The sequence below is a fragment of the Bacillus sp. 01N45 genome, from assembly GCF_056399205.1.
In genome coordinates, this window is sequence record NZ_JBFTQW010000002.1 from 383,057 (window position 1) to 407,411 (window position 24,355).

Consider the following 24,355-nt stretch of genomic DNA (forward strand, 5'->3'; position numbering starts at 1 on the left):
AAATGAATATTAGGGGGATAAAGATAAACATGCACATTAAAGATCGAAGTTCTATTCATGGAAATAAAGGGGTAGAAGCGTTTTGGAAGGAGCAATTATCTTCCGAGGTTCTTGATTTTTCTATATTTAATAGTGATTACCAACTAAATAAAGAAAATCCTTGTGAGCACGTTCAAATCATAATGAATGTAGAGTTGAGTAAAAGTATACAAAAAGAAAGTAAGTCTCAAGATTTATTATTATTTAGCTGGTTACAGGCCGCGTTAAGGATTTGTTTGGCACACTATACAGATCAAGAAAGAATTACTATTGGTATTCCTGTAATCGAAAAAAATCTTGAAAAAAGCGAGAATCTTAATAAATTGATTCCTTTAGGAAGTGAAATCCATCCGCATCATAGCTTTAAACAAGTAGTGAATCAGATTGAAGAAACGACTTTATTCGGGTATGACAATCAGGGGTATCCACTCTCTGAATTATTAGTGGAACATCCTTTAACTCCTTTTCAAATTGTTATTGGGATGGAAGGGTTACATAATAAAAATTCGATAGAAGAATATGCAGAGAATAATTTAGCGGTTTGGATACAAAGAAAATGGAATGAAATACATAATGAATTTGAATTTCAAATTTCTTTCAAATCTCATTCGTTTTCTTCTTTGCAACAGTTTGCAAATTCGTATCTTTATATTTTAAAGCAAGTATTAAAAAATCCGAATTTGGCAGTGAAAGATACGTGTATTATTGCAGAAGAAGAGAAAGAGTTGTTAGAAGGATGGAATAACAGTCAGACAAACATAGACTTGTCTCTAACATTTCAAGATTTGTTTGAAGAACAAGTGTTAAAAACCCCAGATCAAATCGCTGTTGTTTGTAATGATCAATATTTAACATATAAAGAATTGAATAAGAAAGCAAATCAATTGGCTTTTATTCTTCAAGGTAAAGGTGTATCCAAGGAAAGTATTATTGGGGTTATGGTAGACCGGTCATTAGAAATGATCATTGGCATGATGGGAATTTTTAAAGCAGGTGCAGCATATTTACCAATCGATCCTAACTATCCAAATGAGCGAATTGAATATATGTTACAAGATAGTCAAGCAAAATGTTTATTGAGCAAGCGAACGGAAGTAGAGTCACCGCAATTTGCTGGTGAAGTGCTGTATCTTGATGAGGAACATCTCTTCCAAGGTGAAGAAAGTAATTTAATTCGGGAAGGCGCTCCTAATGATTTAGCTTATGTCATTTACACATCAGGATCAACAGGAAATCCAAAAGGAGTAATGGTGGAACAGAAATCTCTTGTTCATTTTTTAAGTGCAATGAGAGAAAAAGTAAAAGATAATCAATCATTCTTGTTTCTTGCTAGTGTTTCTTTTGATATTTCCTTGTTAGAAATATGTCTTCCTTTAACACAAGGCTCGAAAGTAGTCATTGCTACAGAGGACCAGTTTGCAACAAAAGAATTGGCTCATTTGGTCAAAGTACATAAGGTAGATTTATGGGAATCAACGCCATCGCGAATGGAAGTGATTTTAAGTGATCCAGAAGGGGTAAATTTTCTGAAAGATTTAAAATCTATTTTGTTAGCAGGAGAAGCATTTTCCATTGATTTGGTTGAAAAAATTCGATGCATCAGTGAAGCGACAATTTTAAATATTTATGGTCCTACAGAAACAACCATTTGTGCAACAGTAAAGGATTTGAGCTCCGCCAAAGAAGTTACGATTGGAAGTCCCAATCCGAATTATCATTCCTATATATTGAATAAGTATGGTCAATTAAAACCATTTGGAATTCTGGGTGAACTCTGTATTGGTGGCGTGGCGGTAGCACGAGGGTATCTTGGGAAATCTAAACTGACAGATGAAAAATTTGTACCGAGTCCTTTTACTGCAGGAGAAATGATGTATCATACGGGTGATCTCGTTCGTTGGTTGCCTAATGGAGAACTTGAATATCTAGGTCGAATGGATCATCAAGTAAAAATTCGGGGATATCGGATTGAATTAAGAGAAATCGAAAGCCAGTTAAGGGAATATCCACAAATAAAGCAAGCTATCGTTGTTGATCAAGTATATGGAAATAGGAAATTATTAGCTGCGTACTATGTATCCGATAATAAGGTCTCTTTTGATGAAATCAGAAAATATTTAAGTGATAAATTACCTGAGTTTATGATTCCTGAAAAAATGATTCAGGTGGAAGAGATTCCGCTGAATCCAAATGGGAAAGTAGATAGGAAAAGATTATTAGATATAACACAAACGGATTATATATCAATTCCATACGTTGCACCGCGCAATGAAATTGAACAAACATTGGTGCATGCATGGGAAAAAGTTATGGAGATTGAGGGAATCGGTATTCATGATAATTTTTTTGCTTTAAAAGGAGAATCGATTAAAGCACTTCAGGTAATTAATTTATTAAGAAAAGACTGCTTAAAAATAAGTACAACAGATTTTTTTAAGCATCCTACGATTGCTCAACTTAGTTCTTGTGTAGAGGTAGAGCATAAAGGGGAAAACTTTGAAAATAGACCAACTCATGTTAAAGATTTGTCTAAGTCATTTCCATTAACAGAGGTTCAGACAGCGTACATGTTAGGGAGGAATTCACAGTTTGAATTAAGTGGTATTTCACCTCAAACATATTTTGAATATGAAACAAAATTGGATATTAATCGTCTTTCAAAAAGCTTTCAAAAGGTAATTCATCGTCATCCAATGTTGCGAGCTGTAATTTTACCAGAGGGAGAACAGCAAATATTACAAAGCGTTCCTGATTACGAGATTGAAATAGTTAGTCTCATAGATTTAGATGATAGGAATCAAAATGCTCGCTTACAAGAAGAACGTTCTCGAATGACTAACCATGTATTCCCTTTGGGGAAATGGCCTTTGTTTGAATTAAAAGCCTTTCTTTTAAAAGAAGACACGTATTTATTATGTTTTCGATACGATGCTTTATTAATGGACGGAGCAAGCATGAACATAGTTGGACAGGATTTGTTGCATTATTATTATAAACCAAATCAAAAATTAGAATCTCTATCTTTTGATTTTCAAGATTACATGTTTATCTATGATGAAATGGAACAAAGTGAAGAATATAAAACAGCAAAAGATTATTGGACAAGTAAGCTTCCTGACTTTCCATTTGCACCTTCTTTGCTGTTAAAAAAGGATCCGGCAGAGATTGCTACTCCTAAATTCCAATCACTTACTAAGATCCTGGACAATGAAAAGTGGACAAAGCTACGAAAGTTAGCACAAGAGAAAGAAGTAACTCCTTCCGCTCTGCTTTGTACAATATATGGTGATGTGTTGGCATATTGGAGTAATCAACGTAAATTTGCAATTAATTTGACTGTATTTAACCGTTATCCTGTTCATGAAGAAGTAGAACAGATTGTGGGAGATTTCACATCGCTTATTTTGTTGGATGTTGATGTAAAACCAGAGCAATCTTTCTTTACTAGAGTAAAAGAAACGCAATCTACTTTATTGGATGGCCTTGAACATCGTCATTACGATGGAGTTAACTTTATTCGAGATTTTACTCGATACCACCAAATGACGCCAAAAGCAGTTATGCCAATTGTTTTCACCTCGATGCTAGCAGGTGCGGGTGCGTTTGCTTGGGAACAGCTTGGTTCTCTTCGCCATATTCACGCTCGGACTCCACAAGTGTATTTGGATAATGTAGTAATTGAAAAAAATGGAGAGTTATTAATTAGCTGGAACTATGTTGAAGAGTTGTTTGATGTTGATGTAATAGAAGCAATGTTTTCCCAATTTGTTGACTTATTGGAACAATTAGTGAAACAAAGCGACATAACATCTTTGCAGATGAAAGAATCGGATCAAACTTTAATTGAGCAATATAATAAAACAACTGAAAAAATACCTTTAACTACTCTGTATCAATTATTTACAGACCAAGTAAAACGTACACCGGATGAAGTAGCAGTGGTATTTGAGCAAGAATGGTTAACATACTCGGAACTTCATAAACGCTCCAATCAAATTGCGCATTTCTTAAAAGAGCAAGACATTGGTCTAGGTGACAAAGTGGGTCTTTTAGCAAAAAGACAAGTTGACACAATTGCTAATATGATAGGTATTTTAAAAACAGGTGCCGCTTATGTTCCGATTGATCCCGATCATCCTTTAGATCGCCAAACATATATTTTAAAAAATAGCTCATGCAAACTTTTATTAGAACCTAGTCTTTATGAAGAAAAACATTTGTCATTATATACAACAGAAGATATGCCCGCTATTGCTGGTCCAGAAGATCTTGCCTATATCATATACACTTCAGGAAGTACAGGGAAACCAAAAGGAGTAATTATTACTCATCAAGCGGTTGCAAATACCATTCAAGACATTAATCAAAAATATCAGATAAATGAAGATGATCGTATTATTGGTATCTCTTCCATCTGTTTTGACCTATCTGTATACGATATTTTCGGAACGTTAAGCACAGGTGCAATGTTGGTAATGATTCGTGATCCAAGAAACATGCAAGAATTAATCCGTACCGTCGAGCGTAGAGGAATTACAATTTGGAATACAGTGCCTGCAATCATGGATTTGGCATTGGATCAAGTAGGTTCTCATTTTGAACAATCTTCTTTGCGTTTAGTTTTACATAGTGGAGACTGGATTCCACTTTCTTTGCCAGGAAAAATAAAACGGCATTTTCCAATTGCAGAAGTAGTTTCACTAGGAGGAGCAACAGAAGCATCGATTTGGTCAATTTATTATCCGGTCAAACAGGTGGAATCACATTGGAATAGTATTCCATATGGGATGCCTTTGGCGAATCAAACGTATTATGTGTTGAACTATGAAAAGAAAATGTGCCCTGTTGGTGTAATTGGGGATTTATATATCGGGGGAGTGGGCCTTGCTAAAGGATATTTAAATGACGAACAGAAAACGAATGACGCATTTGTGTCACATCCTGATTTTGGTCTTTTATACAAAACAGGAGATTGTGGAAAAATGCATCCTGAGGGATATATTGAATTTTTAGGCCGCCAAGATTATCAAGTGAAAATTCAAGGATATCGAGTAGAGTTAGAAGAAATTGCCCATTGTCTTCTAACTTACAAACAAATCGAACATGCTGTTGTAATTGATCAAACAGATGAGAATGGAATAAAATTTTTAGTTGCATATGTGGTAAATGAGCAAAATATTAGTACAACAGAACTACGAAAGCATTTGCGAGATCACTTGCCGGATTACATGATTCCTTCTTATTTTGTTTATTTGGAACAATTACCCTTGACTCCAAACGGGAAATTAGATAGAAAAGCGCTCCCTACTCCAGAGAAACAAAAAAATGAAGTATTTATTGCTCCAAAAACTGAAATGGAAAAAATATTAACTAGTGTTTGGCAAGAAGTACTCAAAGTAGATCGAGTTGGGGTAAATGATCATTTCTTTGCCTTAGGTGGAGATTCGATAAAAGCAATTCAAGTGTCCGTCAGACTATATAGACAAGGATTTGAGCTAGAGCCAAAAAATCTATTTTCATTTCCTATATTAGGGGACATGGTTCAATTTGTTAAAAAGCTAGACCATCTTTCAAGTTCACAAACAAATGATGTAAACAATATGAACGATAATAAAGCTACATTACTAAATGTTAAAGATAAACAACTTAATCAACATATACTTACCAAAATACAAGAAAAAATGCCGGATATAAATATAGAACGTATTTACCCATTAGTACCTTTCCAGAAAGTTATTTATGAACATGCTGCGACTGAACCGGATACAAATGCATATTTTGAACAAATAATTTGGTCACTTGAGGGGGAACTGGATATTGATCTCTTTATTCAGTGTTTCCAACAATTAATTAATCGTCATGATTCTTTAAGAACAATAATTGTGCAAGATGAACAAGCACAACCTTGGCAAGCTGTTCTACATGATGTTCAAATGATTTCAGAGATAAAAAAATTGGTTGATATGACGAAACAAGAACAGCAACAATTCCTAGACCAGTGGATGAATGAAAATTTAAGTCGAGGATTTAAAAATGATGAACTCATGAACCGTCTCTGTATATTCCAACTAGGTAATAAGGAGCATAAGGTGGTTTGGAGTTCCCATCATCTGTTATGTGATGGTTGGAGCGTCAGCATTTTAATAGACGAATTATTCCAACTCTATGAAACAAAAAATGCCGGAACTATGGCGGATTTACCTATTGTAAAACCTTTTGAAACATTCATAAATTGGACTGTAGCACAAGATCATGAGAGAGCACGTCATTTTTGGCGCGATTATTTATCAGGGTACAATCGGAAAATTAGTATTCCTAAAAAGAAAGTAATAACTCAAAGTGAAGGGTTAAACTTCACATTTATGGATTTAACATTAAATAAGGATTTGACTAGTCAGTTACAGGCATTTGTAACTAAAAACAATATAACTATGAATACGGCATTACTAGCTGTATGGGGAATATTGCTTGGCAAATACAATGGAACAAGAGAAATAGTATTACCTAATCTCGTATCAATCAGACCTCCCGAAGTAGAAGGAATTGAAAATATGTTTGGTCTGTTCACAAATGTTTTGCCTATCCGACTAGCATGGACAGAAACGCAAACTTTTGTAGATTTCCTGCAAAAAGTACAACTAGAAACATTGAAGTGTAATGAGTATGCATATTATTCATTTGTTGATATACAAAAGCAAAGTGAATTAAAAACCGAGTTGACTGACCATCTTTGGGTTTTTGAAAACTATCCAACTAACCAAGCTATCTTCTCTTCAAATGAAAACAGAAATTTTGCTATCACAGATTACGAAGTTGTTGATGAGCCGCATGTAAAGTATGGAATTATGTGCTTCCCTGAAGAGACACTTACAATAAAGTTTGGATATAATCAAACCGTATATGAAGCAGCGACAATACAAGAAATATTGAATCACATCCATCAGTTAATCAACATGATTCTTCAAAATCCAATACAGGCAATCGGTGAATACAAATTATAAAAAATAAAAAGGCGAGAAAGAACTCGCCTTTTTAAATAGAATAGGGGTAAACCAAATGACAAAAAACCTGCAGTTATCAGCTGAAGAGATGCGTCAGTTAGGATATCAAGCGGTTGACTTAATTGTTGATCATATGAATCATTTAAAAAGTAAACCAGTTTCGGAAACGATTGATAGTAATATTTTTAGAGACAAGCTAATTGAAACGATTCCGGAAAACGGATCCAATCCAAAAGAGTTACTTCATTTCCTTAATAACAATGTGTTTAATCAAATTACTCATGTGGATCATCCTCATTTTATGGCTTTTGTGCCCGGTCCTAATAATTATGTTGGTGTAGTAGCAGATTTTTTAGCAAGTGGATTTAATGTATTTCCTACAGCTTGGATAGTAGGTGCAGGTGCTGAACAAATTGAATTAACGACAATCAACTGGTTAAAATCAATGCTAGGATTCCCTGATTCAGCAGAAGGACTATTTGTCAGTGGCGGTTCCATGGCTAATTTGACTGCACTTACTGTAGCGAGACAGGTCAAGTTGAATAATGACATAGAAAATGCGGTTGTGTATTTCTCTAACCAAACTCATTTTTCTGTAGATCGAGCACTTAAAGTATTAGGGTTTAAACATCATCAAATTTGCCGAATTGAAACAGATGAAGAGCTAAGAATTTCAGTTAGTACTTTAAAAAAGCAAATAAAAGAAGATCGATTAAAAGGGAAAAAACCATTCTGTGTTATTGCCAATGCAGGGACAACAAATTGCGGAGCAGTGGACTCTCTCGATGAATTGGCTGATCTATGTGGTGATGAAGATGTATGGCTACACGCGGATGGGGCTTATGGGGCTGCAGCAATTCTCAGTGAAAAAGGAAGGGAGTTGTTAAGAGGAATTCATCGTGCTGATTCTTTGACGTTAGACCCGCATAAATGGCTTTTTCAGCCTTATGATGTTGGTTGTGTACTCATTCGAAATAGCCAATATTTAAGTAAAACGTTCCGTATGATCCCAGAGTATATTAAGGATACGGAAACTAATTTAGAAGAAAAAGTGAATTTTGGGGAGCGCGGAATTGAACTTTCTCGTAGATTTAGAGCATTAAAGGTATGGCTTTCTTTTAAAGCATTTGGAATCACAGCTTTTCGTGAGGCAATAGATCATGGTATTATGTTGGCTGAACAAGTTGAAGAGTTTTTAAGGAAAGAAAAAGATTGGGAAGTAGTAACACCTGCTCAATTAGGGATTGTTACTTTTCGTTACATTCCTTGTGGTCTAACGTCTACAGATACAATTCATGAAATAAACAAAAAACTGGTGGAAGAAATTAATCAAAGAGGATTTTCTATGCTAAGTACGACTAGATTGAAAGAAAAAGTAGTAATTCGACTTTGCTCTATCAATCCAAGGACAACAATAGAAGAAATGCTTCAAATCATGATGAGCATAAAAGCAGTGGCAGAGGAAATAAACACTTCGTCTAAACATCTTATATCTGTTTCTCAGACTTGATATATTAGGTAAGTTTTACGTAATAATAGCCGATTTAAAAAAATCGGCTATTATATTTAAATAAATACTCACCAATGCAAACTATTCATGAATGTTTCTCTTGTAAAGGGATTAAGCTTCAACTTTAGATACTCTTTTGAAACCAGTTTTTATTGCTTGTACTATTTCGTTCACAGCGTAAATAGATACCTCGGCATTTGGATTCAATCCTTCAAACCAGTGATAGGCATTTGGATATAAATGAAATTCGACATCAACACCAGCTTGCGCTAGATTGCTTACATAGGTTAATGTTTCACTGCGGAATGGATCCAATTGACCAACAAATGTGTAGGTATATGGTAAGCCACTATAATCCTCAGCTCGAGAAGGTGCTGCATAGGCAGGGATTTGATCCGTTTCATACATTTCTCCTAAATACATTTTCCAACCAGCTTCATTTGCCTTTTGATTCCAAACAAATCCCTCTTTAATTTCATTGGCCGAAGGTGTATTATTTCGGTCATCAATCATTGGATAGAGTGGCATTTGTAAACAAATCGAAGGGTATTTTCGATCTCGGGCTAATAATGATAATGCTGCTGTTAGTCCACCTCCAGCGCTTACTCCTGCAACCCCAATTCGATTCGAATCAATGTTTAATAACTCTGCATTATCAGCAATCCATTTTAAAGCTGCATAACAATCTTCAATTGGTGCTGGGTAAGGATGTTCAGGAGCTAAGCGATAGTCTACAGATACGACCACACAGCGAGCTTCTTTTGCAAACCTCATACAAGTATCATCGTTATCATCTATAGAACCTAAGATATAACCACCACCATGTATCCATAATAAGACAGGTAAAGATTTATGATTTGATTTTGGACGATAAATTCTTAATGGTAAAGGATTAGCATCTGGTCCAACAATGACTTCATCTGTTAACGAAAGGGAGTCATCAACAACGGTAGGTGGTCTCATTTGAGCTATTCCTTCTCTAATTGATTGCAAGTTTTCCGGGCGTAAATCGAGATCTGGAAACATCTCTAACCCTTGTAATAATTCTGGATTTACTCTATTTTTCATTTGAGCACCTCTATTTGTAATTATTTTCAAATAAATGAAGTGTATTCTAAGTAGTTTAATTGTGAAAGAACACCATAATTAAATTGTAAATTGGATATGTTATAACAGTCAACAGAATATTCAGAAATAATAACCTTTCTCAAGAAGGAGTTTCACGCAACCAATAATACAAGTAGTGGATTTAGGAACAAAGTGTTTTCATGTCGTTGTATTTATGTACACTTAGTTTTCTAACTAAACCAAGTGATGATCTTTTTTATTTTAATGACATATTACAAATGATACCTGTTCGAATTCATACTCGGTAAGAATTCATACATTTGTATTCCTTAAATGAAGGTTGATTAATTTTGGAATTGTATAAGAGTTATGTCTTACTTTATTAGTAGCCTCTTTAATAACTGTATGAAGTTCATCCGCTGAACCATCTTTATTTCCAGCTACATGTTTAATTGCATTCTCTCCGCAATATGCTTTCACAATTTCCTCATCAGTATTGATGATACAAAACTTTGCAATTGGACTTTAACTAACTACACATAAACTCCTTATATCTCTAGATAAACTACCGATTAGCTCCATATAGACTCTAGATAACATATATAGAATACAAGTTATCAAGGAGGTAAGAGAAAATGAATTTTATGAAACGCGCAATTCTCAGTATGAAAAAAAGGATAGGAACATCATTAATTTTGATGGCAGTATTTCTGATTGTTACAAATTTGGTTCTTTCAGGGTTCACAATCCAAAATGCATCAAAAAAAGCAGCGGATGCTGCAAGAAAAAAACTGGGCGCAGATGTTACTTTAAGTCTTGATTTTGACAAATTAGGTCAACAAGCTAGTGAAACTGGAGAAATGCCTAATCTGCCGAAGCTTAATACAAAAGAAGCAGATCAATTAGCGGATTCAAAATATGTAAATGACTATAATTACATAGGCAGCACTTTTGGAATTTCTGATGGACTTAAACTAGTAGGAGCTTCAGAAGGAGAAGAAGGAGGAAAAGGTAAAGCGGGAATGGCGGCTGTACGAGGCGGTTCAAGCTCTGGTACAGAAATAGATATGAATGCTACTTTTATGATTGAGGGGGTCCGCAAGACTGCATTACAAGAAAGCTTTAAAAACGGAAAAAGTAAAATCATTGATGGAAAACCAATTACAGAGCAAATGAAGGGTCAGAATGTAGCTTTAATGGAAAAACGATTAGCGGAATCAAACAATTTGAAAGTAGGGGACAAAGTTAAAGTGCAATCAGGGGATAAGAAGGAAACCCTTGAGGTTGAAATTATCGGTATTTACGAAACAAATGAGCAAGCAATGGGTCAACAGGCTCCTCCTATTATGGATCCAGCTAATAAACTATATATGCCGCATTCAACTATGAAAAAATTAGAAGTAGACCAAGGTATAAGTAGTGTTCAAGTCGTGTATTTCTTGAATGATCCACAATATATTGATGCATTTAAAAAAGAAGCAAAAAAATCTAATATTGATTTTAATTATTATAAATTAGATGCGCATGATTCATTGTACAAGCAAATGATTGGTCCTATCGAAAATATCTCTTCGACTTCTCAAATAATTATTTATATTGTTTCAATTGCAGGTGCGATTATATTAGGGTTAATCATTATGCTATCAATTAAAGGACGTCGTAAGGAAATGGGAATTCTGTTATCTATTGGAGAGAAAAAATGGAAACTGATGGCGCAGTTCGTAGTAGAAGTAGTATGTGTCGCTATTTTAGCATTTGGATTATCCATAACAACAGGAGCTAAGGTTTCTCAATATATCGGGGATAATTTACTTTCGAGTGAAATTGCTATTGCAAGCGAAGAAACAGATACCTCGCAAAATGGTACTGTAATGATGGCTGGACCTGGTGGTACTCTACAAAATCAAAAAGAAGATCCAATTGATAAAATTGATGTAAGTGTAACAGGAGAAGATGTAGGGAAAATGGGTGGAATTGGACTAGCTATTGCTATAATAGCAACGCTTCTTCCGGCATTATCTATTCTACGTTTAAACCCAAAACAAATTCTTTTAAAAGATGAATGAGGAGGCTCAATATGGAGACGATTTTACAATTTAAAAATTTGGATTATTATTATGAAAGTAATGGGAAAAATGTAGCGATACTAGACAATGTTAACTTTTCTTTTCAAAAAGGGCATTTCTACACGATTTTAGGGCCATCTGGATCTGGTAAAACTACAACTCTAAGCTTAGGTTGTGGACTGGATGTCCCTAAAAATGGTTATGTACTGTATAATGGCAAAGATATTCGAAAAATTGGTTTGGATCGATATCGTAATCAAAATGTATCTGTAATTTTCCAATCTTATAATTTGATTACTTATATGACTGCTCTTCAAAATGTCCTAACAGCGATGGAAATTACAGGTGTTAAAGTGAAAAATAAGACGGCAAGGGCATTAGAGTTATTAGAGAAAGTAGGACTCACTGAAGTAGAAGCGAAACGTAACGTCTTGCAACTAAGTGGTGGGCAACAACAACGTGTAGCAATTGCTCGAGCATTATCTTGTAATGTTGATTTACTTATTGCAGATGAGCCGACAGGAAACCTCGACGAAGAAACAGCGATGGATATTATAGAACTGTTTCAAGAACTTGCACATAAAGAGAATAAATGTATTATTGTTGTAACGCATTCACAGGAAGTTGCTAAAAAATCTGATCGTGCAGTGTATTTAAGTAAGAAGAAGTTGGTCGTAAACCAAATCTAATACAAATATCTTAGCTTTTTAATTCACATAATTTTCAAAAACTATCCATTTCAAAAGCTTATACTTGATATATAATAAAATCAAGCCATAATCAAAATGGTCTCCCTGTACTGAATGTTAAAATAGTTTGTTGTTTCCTTTTTAACAATACTTGAAAAAGAACTTGTAGGATATTCTACAAGTTCTTTTTATTATAATTGGTTACCTATATCATGGGATAAACACACATAAAAAACGGGACATTACCTAGATATATAATCTAAATGCTGTCCCGTTTAACTGTGTATTTGTATAGTTATTGCAGAATTAAACCTACAATCATAATTAAACTAAATACTATCATCCAACCAAACGCACAATAGCCAAAAATTCTAATCCATTTAGGTAATTGATTCATGTTAATTTTATTTGAGGGAACTCCGTGCATAGAAAACACCATTTTTTGATCTCTATCCCTATTATTTTGTTGTTCATACATAACATCATCACCTTTCTAGAATAGTTGTATGTATAATATATCAGTCTGGAGAAAACTAAGTACCGAATATTAGATGAAATAAAAGTGATTCGACAAATATAGTGGATGGTTCGCTTTTCCAATACTGTTTACTATATTTCAAAAAACGAAAATTTGATTACTCAAAAACTATATATACTAAAGTATTTGCTCATTTAAAATATAGTAAACCTTTATCAAGAGATACTTATTATTCGATATTGATTAATTCGGATAAATTCACTAATACTTCTTAGCGTTTAGACACGTATATGTCTTTCAAAATATAAGTACCGTAAAGTAGGAGTAATTATTTATTCGTTATTTTTAAAGCGTTTAACACTATTTTGGTTGCGTCTGCAATAAGTTTATCATCGTATTTCGCATCCTCTTTAGCATGATTAGAAAGTATCGCAAGAACAATTGGCTTTTTATTTGGTGGCCAAATAATTGCGATATCATTCCTTGTTCCATAAGCCCCAGAACCAGTCTTATCGGCTACTTCCCATTCTTCTGGAACTCCAGCACGAATTAAGTTGTCTCCCGTAGTATTTCTTTTCATCAAATCTATTAAAAAGTTCCGTTTCTCAATTGGAAGGATATCACTTAGCGCGTAAGTTTGAAGACTAGTAGCTAATGCCATTGGGGTACTAGTATCACGAGTGTCACCTGGCTGCACTTCATTTAATTCTGGTTCAAAACGTTTAGGATTTGTAACAGAATCTCCTATTTCTCTTAGTGATTTTTTGAATTCACTTGGCCCACCTAATTGTTTAAGAATAAGATTTTGTGCAGTATTATCACTATATCGAATGGAAGCATCTGCAAGCTCCTTCAGAGTCATACCTGTTCCTACATATTTTTCTGTAATTGGATTGTAGTTCACAAGATCTTTGCTGGTATACTTAATTTTTTGATCTAAATCTTCTATTGATTTCTTTTGTAACAGTGCTCCAACAGCAAGGGCTTTGTGGGTAGATGCGTATGCAAAGCGTTCATCTGAACGATAAGTAACAGTTTGATTCGTGTCTGTGTCCAATGCATAAATACCAAGTTTAGCATCATATTCTTTTTCAAGCTTTACAAAAGAATGCCTACTTGTATTTTCTTGTTTGGTTTGTTTCGATGGTTCGGATTGAATATTACTATTGGAACAGCCTATAAGCGTTACACATGAAAGTAATACTACAGGTAGCATCTTTTTATAATGTGCAATGTGAAAAAACTTCTTTGAAACTATCATACATTTTCAACCTCTTTCAAGAATATATGGATTTTGTATAAGTATTTTACATACCTATACAATTAACAAATGCACTGGATAGCACTCCTCTTGTACAAAATGAGAAGACTACCAAGAACACCTTTTTTATACGTAATAGACAATCTAAGTAACACATTTGTTCCATTTATGATTAAGGTTTTTAACATATCTATTAACTTTGTTTTTAAGCATCGCAAACTCCATTTTTTGAACTCCACTTAATAAAGTTGGATGGTAGAAATAAAGAGCTTAAAAAACGAAAAGTCCCCCTTATTGATTCCTAATAAGATTATACTTGCTACAAAAACAAACAAACTCGTCCTACTAAGAGGGGAGTTTGTTTGTTTTTTGTTTAGATAAAGGAATGTTCATGCAAAATTGCACACTATGTTCCATATTTTTTATAGAATACTTTATATTTAGCGTTTCAAGAATTTGTTTAACAATATATAGCCCCAAACCACTTCCGCCAGTATTTCGATTCCTTGATTTTTCAATTCGATAAAATGGTTTGAAAATTTGTTGTATATCTTCATCTTTAATATTGATACCTGTATTTATAATTTGCATTTTAATTTGATCTTGTTTAGAATCTTTACTTAACTTTATATAGACTTTTTCATTATGTGGTGAATACATAACTGCATTATGGATAATATTTTTACATGCTTTTTCAAAAAGTACACGATCTGTATAAACAGAAAGGTCAGAGTCAATTTCTTTTATTATTTGGATGCTTTTTTGAGAAGCGAAAAATTCGAGATCTTTTGTGATTGTACCTATTAACTTTGAAAGATTAACTTCTTCTATTTTTAGTTTAAATGTGTGTTGTTCTAACTTTGACATACTTAAAATTTCACGAACTAATTGTTCCATACTTTCAATAATTTGATGATTTTTCTTTAAATATTGATCACGATTTTGATAAGGGCCAATATTGTATATCATCCCTTCTAAGTATCCTTTCATTACAGTAAGAGGGGACTTTAATTCATGTGCTACAATCGCAAAAAACTCTCTGCGTTTTGTTTCTATTTCTCTTTCTTTTTCAATATCATTTTTTAATTGTTCATTTGCTTTTTTTAAATCAAACATAGCTTGTTGTAAGTTAATAGACATGTCATTCAAACTATTAGATAATTCTCCTAACTCATCTGTGGAGCGAACCTCAATTTTTTCGGAGAAATCTAAATTTGCCATCTTTTGTGCACCCTCATTAATATAAATAAGTGGCTTTGTAATAAACCTGGAATAGAAATAAGCACTCCCTATACCAATTACGATCACAATGATACTAATATAGGGGAGAAAGCGCGCTAATACTTGCGAAGCTTCATCAATCGGTTGAAATGTTGCGAACACTACAAGCGTTAAACTACCATCTTGGAATTGAATTGGTTCCGTAACATTATATGAATTGCTAATGGTACCTGCATTCTCAAATCGTGCTGCTTTAGTAACTACTGTTGTTTGTGTACCACTTTGAATAAAAGAAAATGAAGGCGAGTAAATAATTATTCCTTCTTTATTTTGAAGCGAAAGCATCGCGTTATTTTTTTTTGCGTATTCATCAAAAAGTGGTATTGCATCTTGAAACGTAAGATCTTTGGATTTATCAATTATTTCTTTTATCCCTGTTTGAAGTTGATCTGTTTTGTATTGCTCATAAAACGTAGGGAGAAAGAAATATAAAGTTAAATAAATCAACACTGCAAAGGATAACAAAATGAGAGATGTAGTCATAAAGAGTTTATAAGTAATTTGCTTCATCTTCATGATTTTTACAATTCTATTCATCAATTTTATAACCAATCCCCTTTATTGTTTTAATATAGGGGATAGCTAGTTTTTTACGTAGATTTTTAATATGTGTATCTATTATTCGTGTTTCTCCAAAATAATCGTATCCCCAAACTTTTTCTACGATATTTTCTCTTGTAAGTACTTTTCTTTCATTTTGAAATAGTAGTTGTAGAATTTCGAACTCTTTTGTCGTTAACAAAATTTCAACATCATTTACATATACTCTATATGCATCAACATCAATGCGCACTTCTTTAAATACCAAATAATTATTTACATTTTTATCATAACTTCTTCTAAGTACAGCTTGGACTCGTCTAATCAAAACATGAAACGAAAAGGGTTTTGTTATATAATCATCAATCCCAAGATCGAACCCTTTCATTTGATCTTCCTCTTCTTCTAACGCAGTTAGCATAATAATTGGTATGTTTGACTGACTTCGAATCATTTTAGCAACTTCAAATCCATTAAGATTGGGCATCATTACATCTAGAAGCACTAAATCAAAGGATTGCTTATTAAATTGTGTCATACCCTCTAGTCCATCTGAAGCAACTACCACTGTATACTGTTGTGTCATTAAAAATTGTTTAATTAATTCCTGAATTTCTTGATCGTCCTCAACCACGAGGATATGATAGTTTTTCATAATATCACCTCTGGTAGTCATTATAGCCGTACTATCTGTAGTTTATGTGGAGATACAGTAGGAAACTTCATAGGACGTTTAACGTAGTAACTCCATTTTCAAGATTGTGTATTCTCCACAAAAAAGTATTATTACCCATATTCCTTTTTTATGGAGAAATATTTGTGTGCTTGAAAAAACTTATTATATAAAAAGCTAAACGATTAATATTTACAAAAAACTAATGTATAATAATGTAAATTGCATGTAGTTTTTTAAACTGTTTGAAAATATACTTTCGATACTTTACTAGAAGGGGAAAGGGAGATGAACTTAAATATAAAAGAAGCCAGCGAAATTTTAGAGCGTACGCCACAAACTTTTTAGTTTTTTTGCTAATTTAGTAAAGGCCTAAGGTGCGAACAAGGGATTATTTAAATCATGTGAGAAAGGTTGTGAAATTATTTGATGGGTTATAAAGCGATGCTGTTTGATTTAGATGATACGTTAATTGATAGGGATAAGGCAGTAGATAACTTGTTTTTATTAGTTTTAGAAAAATGTTATGAGGATGTTAGTGATACAGTCAAAAACAATATGTTACAGAAATTCAAAGAATACGATAAAAGGGAATACGGCATTAGTGATAAAACGATAGTTTTAGAATCATTATTTGATGAATTCGCGCCGAAATATAGATTGCCACGCGATTATATCCAAGATTTTTGGAATTTAAATTTCCCTAAATGTTTTTCGATAGACCAAAATACTATTCATTTCTTAAATCATATAAAGAGTCACTTTAAAATTGGAATTATAACAAACGGCTCAACGCATAGACAAAAAGCTAAAATAATTAACACGAATTTAAACAATTACTTTGATACGATTATTATTTCTGAAGAAGTAGGATTGAGTAAACCTGATAAACGTATATTCGAACTAGCATTAAATAAGCTTAATGTGCAACCAGAAGATGTATTATTTATTGGAGATGACTTAGAAAAGGATATTGCTGGTCCTCAAAATGCAAATATAAAAGGTGTGTGGTTTAACCCTCAGAAAATCAAGAATACTACCCAAATACAACCATATGCCGAGATTAACACTTTGGATAGTTTGTTAAGTTATGTTAATCCACAATATTTTTATAACAAGTAAAAGCAATTTCATATATATATTCAAAAATATAAAAAGAGAAACTATCATTAATTTCATTGACCGTATTAGTAATAAAAAATAGATATTTACAATAAAAATAGTGGCGATTTTAATAGTTGCGGCTAATTTAATCTATGGTTAATACGAAGTTTTTTAAAATAATTTTACTCATACTGTGTAAATTATAAAGGGGTGGGACTATGGAAATAAAGAAATTAGTTATCGATGGAATAAATATTGCGGTCATAAAAAATGATAAAGTACTAATTTCCGATGTTCAAACGGCATTAGATCTTATGGCAACAGTTCAATATGAGGTAGATGCTAAACATATTATTATCGACAAATCATTAATAACTGAAAGTTTCTTTGACTTAAAAACACGCCTTGCTGGTGATATCCTTCAAAAGTTTATAAATTACAGAGTAAAGATTGCTATTATTGGAGATTTCTCAATGTATACGAGTAAAAGCTTAAAGGATTTTATTTATGAATGTAATAAAGGGAAAGACATTTTTTACTTAGCAACTGAACAACAAGCAATTGAAAAACTAAGTACATTGAAGTATTAATAATACCATAGTAAAATCTCCTTCTTTTTCACGTCGTTTATTATTTACAATATATAAGAACTGATGTTTGTGATAAACTAAGGGGTGAATAAAGGGGGGGGATTTTCTTGAACAAATTTAATGATGTAATCCGAAATTTAAACAATATAATTTACAAACCTAACGAATTCATAATCACGAATCTAAAAGAAGAACAGCAAAACGCTGAATATGCGGGATGTTTATTTAATTTAAATCATAAAAGCATTCGTTTTAGAATATCAAAAATTACCCCTAATAAAATTGGGCAATTTGTTTCTTTTTGGGAGAAAGATGACAATATGCATAATCAAGCATTTTCTTATGACGCTGCTCCTAATCTTTTAGTTATCACTTGTATAGATGAAAATAAATTAGGACAATTTATTTTCCCTAAAGAAATTCTTCTTAAAGAAAAAATATTAAAAACACAAAGTCAAAAAGGGAAGATGGCTATGAGAGTGTATCCTATTTGGGATACTCCTGTTAGCAACCAAGCTAAAAAGAGCCAAATGTGGCAACTTCAATATTTTGTTGATATAAGCGATCATAATAATTTACATATAGATAAACTATTACATTTGTATTTGTAGCTTCTTTTCTTAAGTAATCTTGTGAATTAGACTTTTTGTACCGGTACAGTTAAACGAAATGTACATTGTTTCAGTACCCCATCAAATTTACAATCAGCATATACTATTTTAACTTATAAATGTTAAGGGGTGCTGAATATGACAAGTCTACAATACAAACTGTTTACAAGATTGAATCTTACAAACCGTACTGAAGTGAAGTTTGAAGAATTAAATACAATTCTCTTTGCATTTGCACACACTATACCATTTGAGAATTTAGATGTTATAGCACGTAATGCGAATACAATTACTATGGAAAATTTACAGAATAAAATTTTAACTACATCCCGCGGCGGACTTTGTTATGAATTAAATACTCTTTTTTACTACTTTTTAAAAGATTGTGGTTATGATGTACAACTTGCACTTGGAACCGTATATAAAAATGAAATCAATGCATGGGCACTTGAAGATGGACATATAACGATTATTTTAAAGTATGCTAACGAACGATACTTAATTGATGTAGGTATTGCTTCCTTAGTACCTTTAATCCCTGTACCTTTTACTGAAGAGCCTGTTTCCTCTAAAAATGGTTCGTATCGAGTGAGAAAACGAGACACAAGTAAAGGAAATTACGTTCTAGAAAGAAAAGATACGAACGGAGAGTGGAAAGTTTGTCATGCCTTTTATAATCGTATCATTGATGAGACAGTAGTGAACGATGTTCAAAAAAGAGTAATAGAAGATGAGAAATCTATTTTTAATAAGGGACCAATTGCAGTGAAATTAACGGACTATGGCCATGTCTCTTTAACGAATACGAGTTTAACTGAAATGATTAATGGGGAAAAAATAAAATGTGAAATTACAGAAGATCAATATAGAGAGCTATTAAATACTTTATTTGCTATTGAGTTAAGATGAAACGAATAGCTAGCCGGTTCTTACGCAGAATCGGCTATTTTATTAACTTTAATTTAAAATAACTATTAAAGTTTGATTTTATTAATAGATATAATACACTAGAACAGTATGTACAATGAATTTTGAATGTAAAGGAAGATTTTTATGTCAATTATTGATAAATTGAAACTTAATAAGTATACAAATATGGTCGTAATGAATGAACCTAGTGATTATGACATTTTCACAGGAAAAGAAACTGCATTTTCAAAGGAACACGATGCCATTTTTATTTTTGTAGAAACACTTGATGAAATGGTGAAACAAACGAATTATATTATTAGTAATGAAGAATTACTAATTGAAAAAGGCTACATATTCTTCGCATATCCGAAAAAAGGTAATTCTCGTTACAGTACGTTTATTCACCGTGATGAGATGTTTCCAGCGTTAAACGTTGGCGAAGATGGGTATGTAGGACAGAGTGATATTAAATTTGCACGAATGGTAAGTATGGACGACGTCTTTACTGTTGTAGGTTTAAAGCGTGAAAAGAAAAAAGAGAAGAAAACGCCTGCTATGAGTCAATGTGTTGCCGATTATGCAGATCGTATTAAAGATGTTGAAGCATTATTAGTTAATCATCCAAATGAACTTAAATTTTATCAAAGTTTAACACCTGGATATCAAAAAGATTGGGCGCGTAATTTATTTTCTGTAAAACAAGAAAAAACACGTGACAAACGTCTTGAGAAAATGATTGAAATTCTTTCACAAGGCTATAAAACAATTGAATTATTCCGCAAGAAGAAAAAATAATGGTTAGGAAAATCACAATGATGCAACAATTAATTACGCTTAGCACATTGAAAAAAGGATTCCTTTCAGTATACTAAAGTAAGTTCTTATATTTAAATAATTAGCAAAAGAGAAAAGGTGTTTGAAATGAAATCGTATATTGTAGTTGGAGCTGGTATTTTAGGAGCGTCTACTGCTTATCATCTTGCTAAAGCAGGTGCGAATGTTACTATCGTTGATCGACAACAATTAGGGCAAGCAACTGATGCAGCAGCTGGTATTGTATGTCCTTGGCTTTCACAGCGTCGTAATAAAGCGTGGTATAAAATTGCTAAAGGCGGTGCACGTTACTATTCTTCTTTAATTCAGCAATTAGAAGCAGACGGTGAAACGGATACAGGATACAAACGTGTAGGTGCAATTAGTTTACATACTGATGAGAAAAAGTTAGATAAAATGGAAGAGCGCGCTTATAAACGACGTGAAGATGCACCAGAGATTGGTGAAATCACTCGCTTATCAGCTGAAGAAACGAAAAAATTATTCCCAGCATTATCTGAAGAATACAGTTCTGTTCATATTAGTGGCGCTGCACGAGTAAACGGAAGATCATTACGTAACGCATTAATAAGTGCTGCAAAAAAACATGGCGCAACTTTTATAAAAGGAGACGCAGGATTAGTCCGTGAAGGTAATCATATTATTGGAGTTAAAGTAAATGACGAAACAATGGTAGCAGAAAAGGTAATTGTAACTGCAGGGGCATGGGCAAATGAAATCTTGAATCCATTAGGAATCAATTTCTTAGTTACGTTCCAAAAAGGACAAATTGTTCATTTGCAAACGGAAAATACAGCAACCGAAAATATGCCAGTTGTTATGCCGCCAAACGATCAATACATTTTAACGTTTGACAATGGTCATGTCGTAATTGGTGCTACTCATGAAAACGAAACTGGCTTCGATCATCGTATAACAGCAGGTGGTTTACATGAAGTATTCCATAAAGCATTAACAGTTGCACCTGGTTTAGAAGATGGTACTATGCTTGAAACGAGAGTTGGGTTTAGACCATTTACACCAGGATTCTTACCTGTTATCGGACCACTTCCTAACTTCGACGGTATTCTTGTTGCAAACGGATTAGGTGCTTCAGGTTTAACTGCTGGACCATATTTAGGTTCAGAACTTGCTAAATTAGCACTCGGACAAACAATTGAATTAGATTTAAACGATTATGACGTTGCTGGTGCAATTGAATAACAAAAAAAGATTAGGATTCGCTCCTAATCTTTTTTATTTATAACTAATTCTTTAACTGCTTTGATAACCTTTTGTTTAATTCCCACAACGCTGTTTTGTTACTATCCCATTTCAACAGCATTACTGCTTCCTCAAAGCATAACCATTTATAATTGGAGTGTTCTTTAGATAATGAAATATTTTTTGTAGAAACTTTAACTCCAAAAGAAAATTCTTTTATTACATAAACATCTTCTCCCCAAAGAAATCCTCCGACTATATCCTCTACAGGTAGTGAAGATACAGATTCTAATTGTATATAGGGATATTCTTTTAAAATACCAGCCTCTTCAAATGATTCTCGTTTTGCTGATTCAATAGGAGTTTCACCATCTTCTCCACCACCAGCTATTCCTTGCCAATAACCATAATCACTTCGGTTAAAAATAGCGTATTGAATAGAATCTTCAATTATTATATAAGGAAATATTAATACTTGATATGGTGCTCTCATTGCATAACCTCTTTCTGAAAATAAGCTTTAAATAAACATGAATAATTGTTAATTATTATATGGAGTGGGGGTTCTTTTGAATAAAAACACCACTGATAAAATAAAGATTACAGCCTTCAAACTACCCCAATATGGATAAACAGTATGATCAGTTAAACTAGCATATTGAAAGATATTCTCTAAACCGAAAATCCCAATAACGACTGCTAAGAGAAAAGCAGCTTTTCCAATAGTACTATTACGATAGAGGGTAAATAAGTATATTGCACATATAAGTGGTACGATGATTTGTAGTAAGATTGCCATGAATTGTCCCCCTAATTTATATTTTATACTTATATTATATCAAAAATGTAATAAAAAGGAATGTAAGTTAATTGATGCTAAGTAGAAAACAGACTTGTACGAACAGGGATATCACACTTTTACGTCTATAGTTTTGATACTAATTTAACTACTCTCATCATATTCTTCTATTAAAAAGAATAACAAGGAGTGTAAAGTTAATTGACAAAAGTTAAGGTTCGTTTACGTCCCATCGTTCATAACATAAATTTACCGACTGTCATAAAAACAGCAATACTTCCAGGTGAATCAGTTGAAAGACTATTTATCGCAACCCAATTAGGAGAGGTTTTTTACATAGGAGACGGAGATATAAAGACATTTTTAAATATTCGTCACCGAATTATTAAATTAGGTACATTTGAAGAAGGTGTTGCTAGTAGCGGTTATGATGAACGCGGATTGCTAGGACTAGCGTTCCATCCACAATTTAATCATAACGGCTTGTTTTATATTCATTATTCTATGGCCGGCACGCAAGGACCAGGTTCGCTTTCAGAACAATTTAAACCGAATCCTTGTGACCCGAAAACTTTAAATTTAAAGTGGACAAATAGAGATACTCAATATGATCATATTGATACAGTTGAAGAATGGGTTTTACAATCAAATGGCCAACCTCAAAAGCGAAGAACATTACTTAATATAAAACGGCCATTTTTTAATCATAACGGCGTAAATAGCTTAAACTTTTCACCTGAGACTGGAAAACTTGTTTTTACTAATGGAGATGGTGGTTCTGGCTATGATCCGTTTAATTTAAGCCAGGATGATTTAGAAATAGCGGGTAAAATAATTGAAATCGATGTAAGTAAAAATACGTCCATAAATAATCCTCCAGTAGTTACACGTTTTAATGAACTTCCTCTATCTATTCAAGAAACTCTTACATTAATTGCAAAAGGCGTACGTAATATAACAGGTATTTCATTTCAAAGGTTGCATAATCAATATATCAAATATGCCGGTAACGTCGGACAAGATATTGTAGAGTCTATTTTTTCTTTTGTTCAATACAAATCAATACCAGTTACCGAAATCGTTCAAACCCATTTAATAAGAGATACTCCTGATCAATATGGATTTATTAATTTTGGGTGGAGAGGATGGGAAGGGGAATTACCTACTTCTTTTATAAGGCACTGTTCTGAGAATCCTACTTTGGATGAGAGGATAACGGCTTATTATAATGAAACTATAGAAACATCAGTGCAGCGTATACAGCCTCTAATTAGTTATTATCATAATGATTCCAGACCAGATAAATTTGACGGAACTTCACTTACTGGCGTTCAACCGTATATGGGAACTGCAATTCCTGGTCTGACTGGTAGTATTGTGTTTACTGATCTTGCTAAAAAAGAAAAATCGCAGTCTTCAGTAAAAGGTGCGTTAGCTTATTCTAGAGCTGGTACGCATGGTAAACATACTGACTTTCATGTTATTGAAACCCATTATGATTTCGGTGAGCAGGCAGCTTATTTTATGAGTTTAGGAACAAATTTGGATCAAACTAGATTATATTTAGGAGTTTACGGTTCTATGAAAGTAACTGATTTGAACAAAGGTACTATTTTTGAAATCGTTCCTTAATATGATAGACACTCTCGGAATTATTCATTATATAATCGTCCACTGTATAATTAGATATCTTTAG

Annotated in this window: 19 protein-coding genes; 11 read left to right on the forward strand and 8 right to left on the reverse strand. The window is 33.1% G+C overall.

Annotated elements, in window-relative coordinates; translation table 11 throughout:
* Nucleotides 1–29 precede the first annotated feature (29 nt).
* The gene (locus tag AC1DMU_RS06185; protein ID WP_142291753.1) at nt 30–7,040 is read left to right on the forward strand and encodes a non-ribosomal peptide synthetase; all 7,011 of its coding nucleotides are present in this window, start codon (nt 30–32) and stop codon (nt 7,038–7,040) included.
* Nucleotides 7,041–7,095: 55 nt separating this feature from the next.
* A complete protein-coding gene (locus AC1DMU_RS06190; protein WP_088063649.1) occupies nt 7,096–8,550 on the forward strand; it encodes a pyridoxal phosphate-dependent decarboxylase family protein in 1,455 nt (484 codons plus the stop codon).
* A 111-nt stretch (nt 8,551–8,661) separates the two neighbouring features.
* On the opposite strand, the gene AC1DMU_RS06195 is transcribed toward AC1DMU_RS06190, so the two are convergent.
* Both AC1DMU_RS06195 and AC1DMU_RS06200 read right to left on the reverse strand, forming a co-directional pair.
* Nucleotides 8,662–9,618 carry an alpha/beta hydrolase gene (locus tag AC1DMU_RS06195; RefSeq protein ID WP_088063648.1) on the reverse strand — a complete coding sequence of 319 codons (957 nt, stop codon included), beginning with the start codon at nt 9,616–9,618 and terminating at the stop codon, nt 8,662–8,664.
* Nucleotides 9,619–9,930: 312 nt separating this feature from the next.
* Entirely contained in the window at nt 9,931–10,098 is a 168-nt protein-coding gene (locus AC1DMU_RS06200) for a hypothetical protein (protein WP_162862808.1), read from the reverse strand.
* A gap of 155 nt (nt 10,099–10,253) precedes the next feature.
* On the opposite strand from AC1DMU_RS06200, the gene AC1DMU_RS06205 reads away from it, so the two are divergent.
* Nucleotides 10,254–11,684, forward strand: coding sequence for an ABC transporter permease (locus AC1DMU_RS06205; protein WP_088063647.1), 1,431 nt, complete (start codon nt 10,254–10,256; stop codon nt 11,682–11,684).
* 11 nt (nt 11,685–11,695) lie between these two features.
* The gene (locus tag AC1DMU_RS06210) at nt 11,696–12,373 is read left to right on the forward strand and encodes an ABC transporter ATP-binding protein (RefSeq protein WP_060486770.1); all 678 of its coding nucleotides are present in this window, start codon (nt 11,696–11,698) and stop codon (nt 12,371–12,373) included.
* A gap of 295 nt (nt 12,374–12,668) precedes the next feature.
* Here AC1DMU_RS06210 and AC1DMU_RS06215 read toward each other — a convergent pair whose 3' ends face one another.
* The 4 genes from AC1DMU_RS06215 to AC1DMU_RS06230 all read right to left on the reverse strand — a co-directional run bounded on the left by AC1DMU_RS06215 (nt 12,669) and on the right by AC1DMU_RS06230 (nt 16,588).
* The gene (locus tag AC1DMU_RS06215) at nt 12,669–12,851 is read right to left on the reverse strand and encodes a hypothetical protein (protein ID WP_060486771.1); all 183 of its coding nucleotides are present in this window, start codon (nt 12,849–12,851) and stop codon (nt 12,669–12,671) included.
* A 328-nt stretch (nt 12,852–13,179) separates the two neighbouring features.
* Entirely contained in the window at nt 13,180–14,112 is a 933-nt protein-coding gene (gene bla, locus AC1DMU_RS06220; protein ID WP_088063646.1) for a class A beta-lactamase, read from the reverse strand.
* A gap of 345 nt (nt 14,113–14,457) precedes the next feature.
* Nucleotides 14,458–15,930, reverse strand: coding sequence for a sensor histidine kinase (locus tag AC1DMU_RS06225; protein WP_088063645.1), 1,473 nt, complete (start codon nt 15,928–15,930; stop codon nt 14,458–14,460).
* The gene (locus AC1DMU_RS06230) at nt 15,923–16,588 is read right to left on the reverse strand and encodes a response regulator transcription factor (protein ID WP_087984467.1); all 666 of its coding nucleotides are present in this window, start codon (nt 16,586–16,588) and stop codon (nt 15,923–15,925) included. The genes AC1DMU_RS06225 and AC1DMU_RS06230 overlap by 8 nt, the downstream gene beginning before the upstream one ends.
* Nucleotides 16,589–17,035: 447 nt before the next feature.
* Between AC1DMU_RS06230 and AC1DMU_RS06235 the strand changes: the two genes are divergently transcribed.
* The 6 genes from AC1DMU_RS06235 to AC1DMU_RS06260 all read left to right on the forward strand — a co-directional run bounded on the left by AC1DMU_RS06235 (nt 17,036) and on the right by AC1DMU_RS06260 (nt 21,860).
* Nucleotides 17,036–17,728, forward strand: coding sequence for an HAD family hydrolase (locus tag AC1DMU_RS06235; protein WP_142291773.1), 693 nt, complete (start codon nt 17,036–17,038; stop codon nt 17,726–17,728).
* A 200-nt stretch (nt 17,729–17,928) separates the two neighbouring features.
* Nucleotides 17,929–18,300: a DUF4180 domain-containing protein gene (locus AC1DMU_RS06240; protein WP_088063643.1), complete on the forward strand. Its 372-nt coding sequence runs from the start codon at nt 17,929–17,931 to the stop codon at nt 18,298–18,300.
* A 107-nt stretch (nt 18,301–18,407) separates the two neighbouring features.
* Nucleotides 18,408–18,911, forward strand: a complete 504-nt coding sequence (locus tag AC1DMU_RS06245) for a MepB family protein (RefSeq protein ID WP_088063642.1) — start codon at nt 18,408–18,410, stop codon at nt 18,909–18,911.
* Between the two features lie 138 nt (nt 18,912–19,049).
* Nucleotides 19,050–19,820, forward strand: coding sequence for an arylamine N-acetyltransferase family protein (locus AC1DMU_RS06250; protein WP_088063641.1), 771 nt, complete (start codon nt 19,050–19,052; stop codon nt 19,818–19,820).
* 144 nt (nt 19,821–19,964) lie between these two features.
* Entirely contained in the window at nt 19,965–20,618 is a 654-nt protein-coding gene (locus AC1DMU_RS06255) for a YdeI/OmpD-associated family protein (protein ID WP_088063640.1), read from the forward strand.
* 126 nt (nt 20,619–20,744) lie between these two features.
* Nucleotides 20,745–21,860: an NAD(P)/FAD-dependent oxidoreductase gene (locus AC1DMU_RS06260; protein WP_088063639.1), complete on the forward strand. Its 1,116-nt coding sequence runs from the start codon at nt 20,745–20,747 to the stop codon at nt 21,858–21,860.
* A 43-nt stretch (nt 21,861–21,903) separates the two neighbouring features.
* Here the strand turns inward: AC1DMU_RS06260 and AC1DMU_RS06265 are convergent, their stop codons facing one another.
* Nucleotides 21,904–22,353 (reverse strand): NUDIX hydrolase, encoded by a 450-nt coding sequence (locus AC1DMU_RS06265; protein WP_088063638.1) that lies wholly within the window; start codon nt 22,351–22,353, stop codon nt 21,904–21,906.
* Nucleotides 22,354–22,401: 48 nt separating this feature from the next.
* Complete coding sequence (locus tag AC1DMU_RS06270) at nt 22,402–22,659, reverse strand: hypothetical protein (protein ID WP_087984460.1); 258 nt, start codon at nt 22,657–22,659, stop codon at nt 22,402–22,404.
* A gap of 201 nt (nt 22,660–22,860) precedes the next feature.
* Between AC1DMU_RS06270 and AC1DMU_RS06275 the strand changes: the two genes are divergently transcribed.
* Nucleotides 22,861–24,291 (forward strand): PQQ-dependent sugar dehydrogenase, encoded by a 1,431-nt coding sequence (locus AC1DMU_RS06275; protein ID WP_088063637.1) that lies wholly within the window; start codon nt 22,861–22,863, stop codon nt 24,289–24,291.
* The last annotated feature ends 64 nt before the right edge of the window (nt 24,292–24,355 follow it).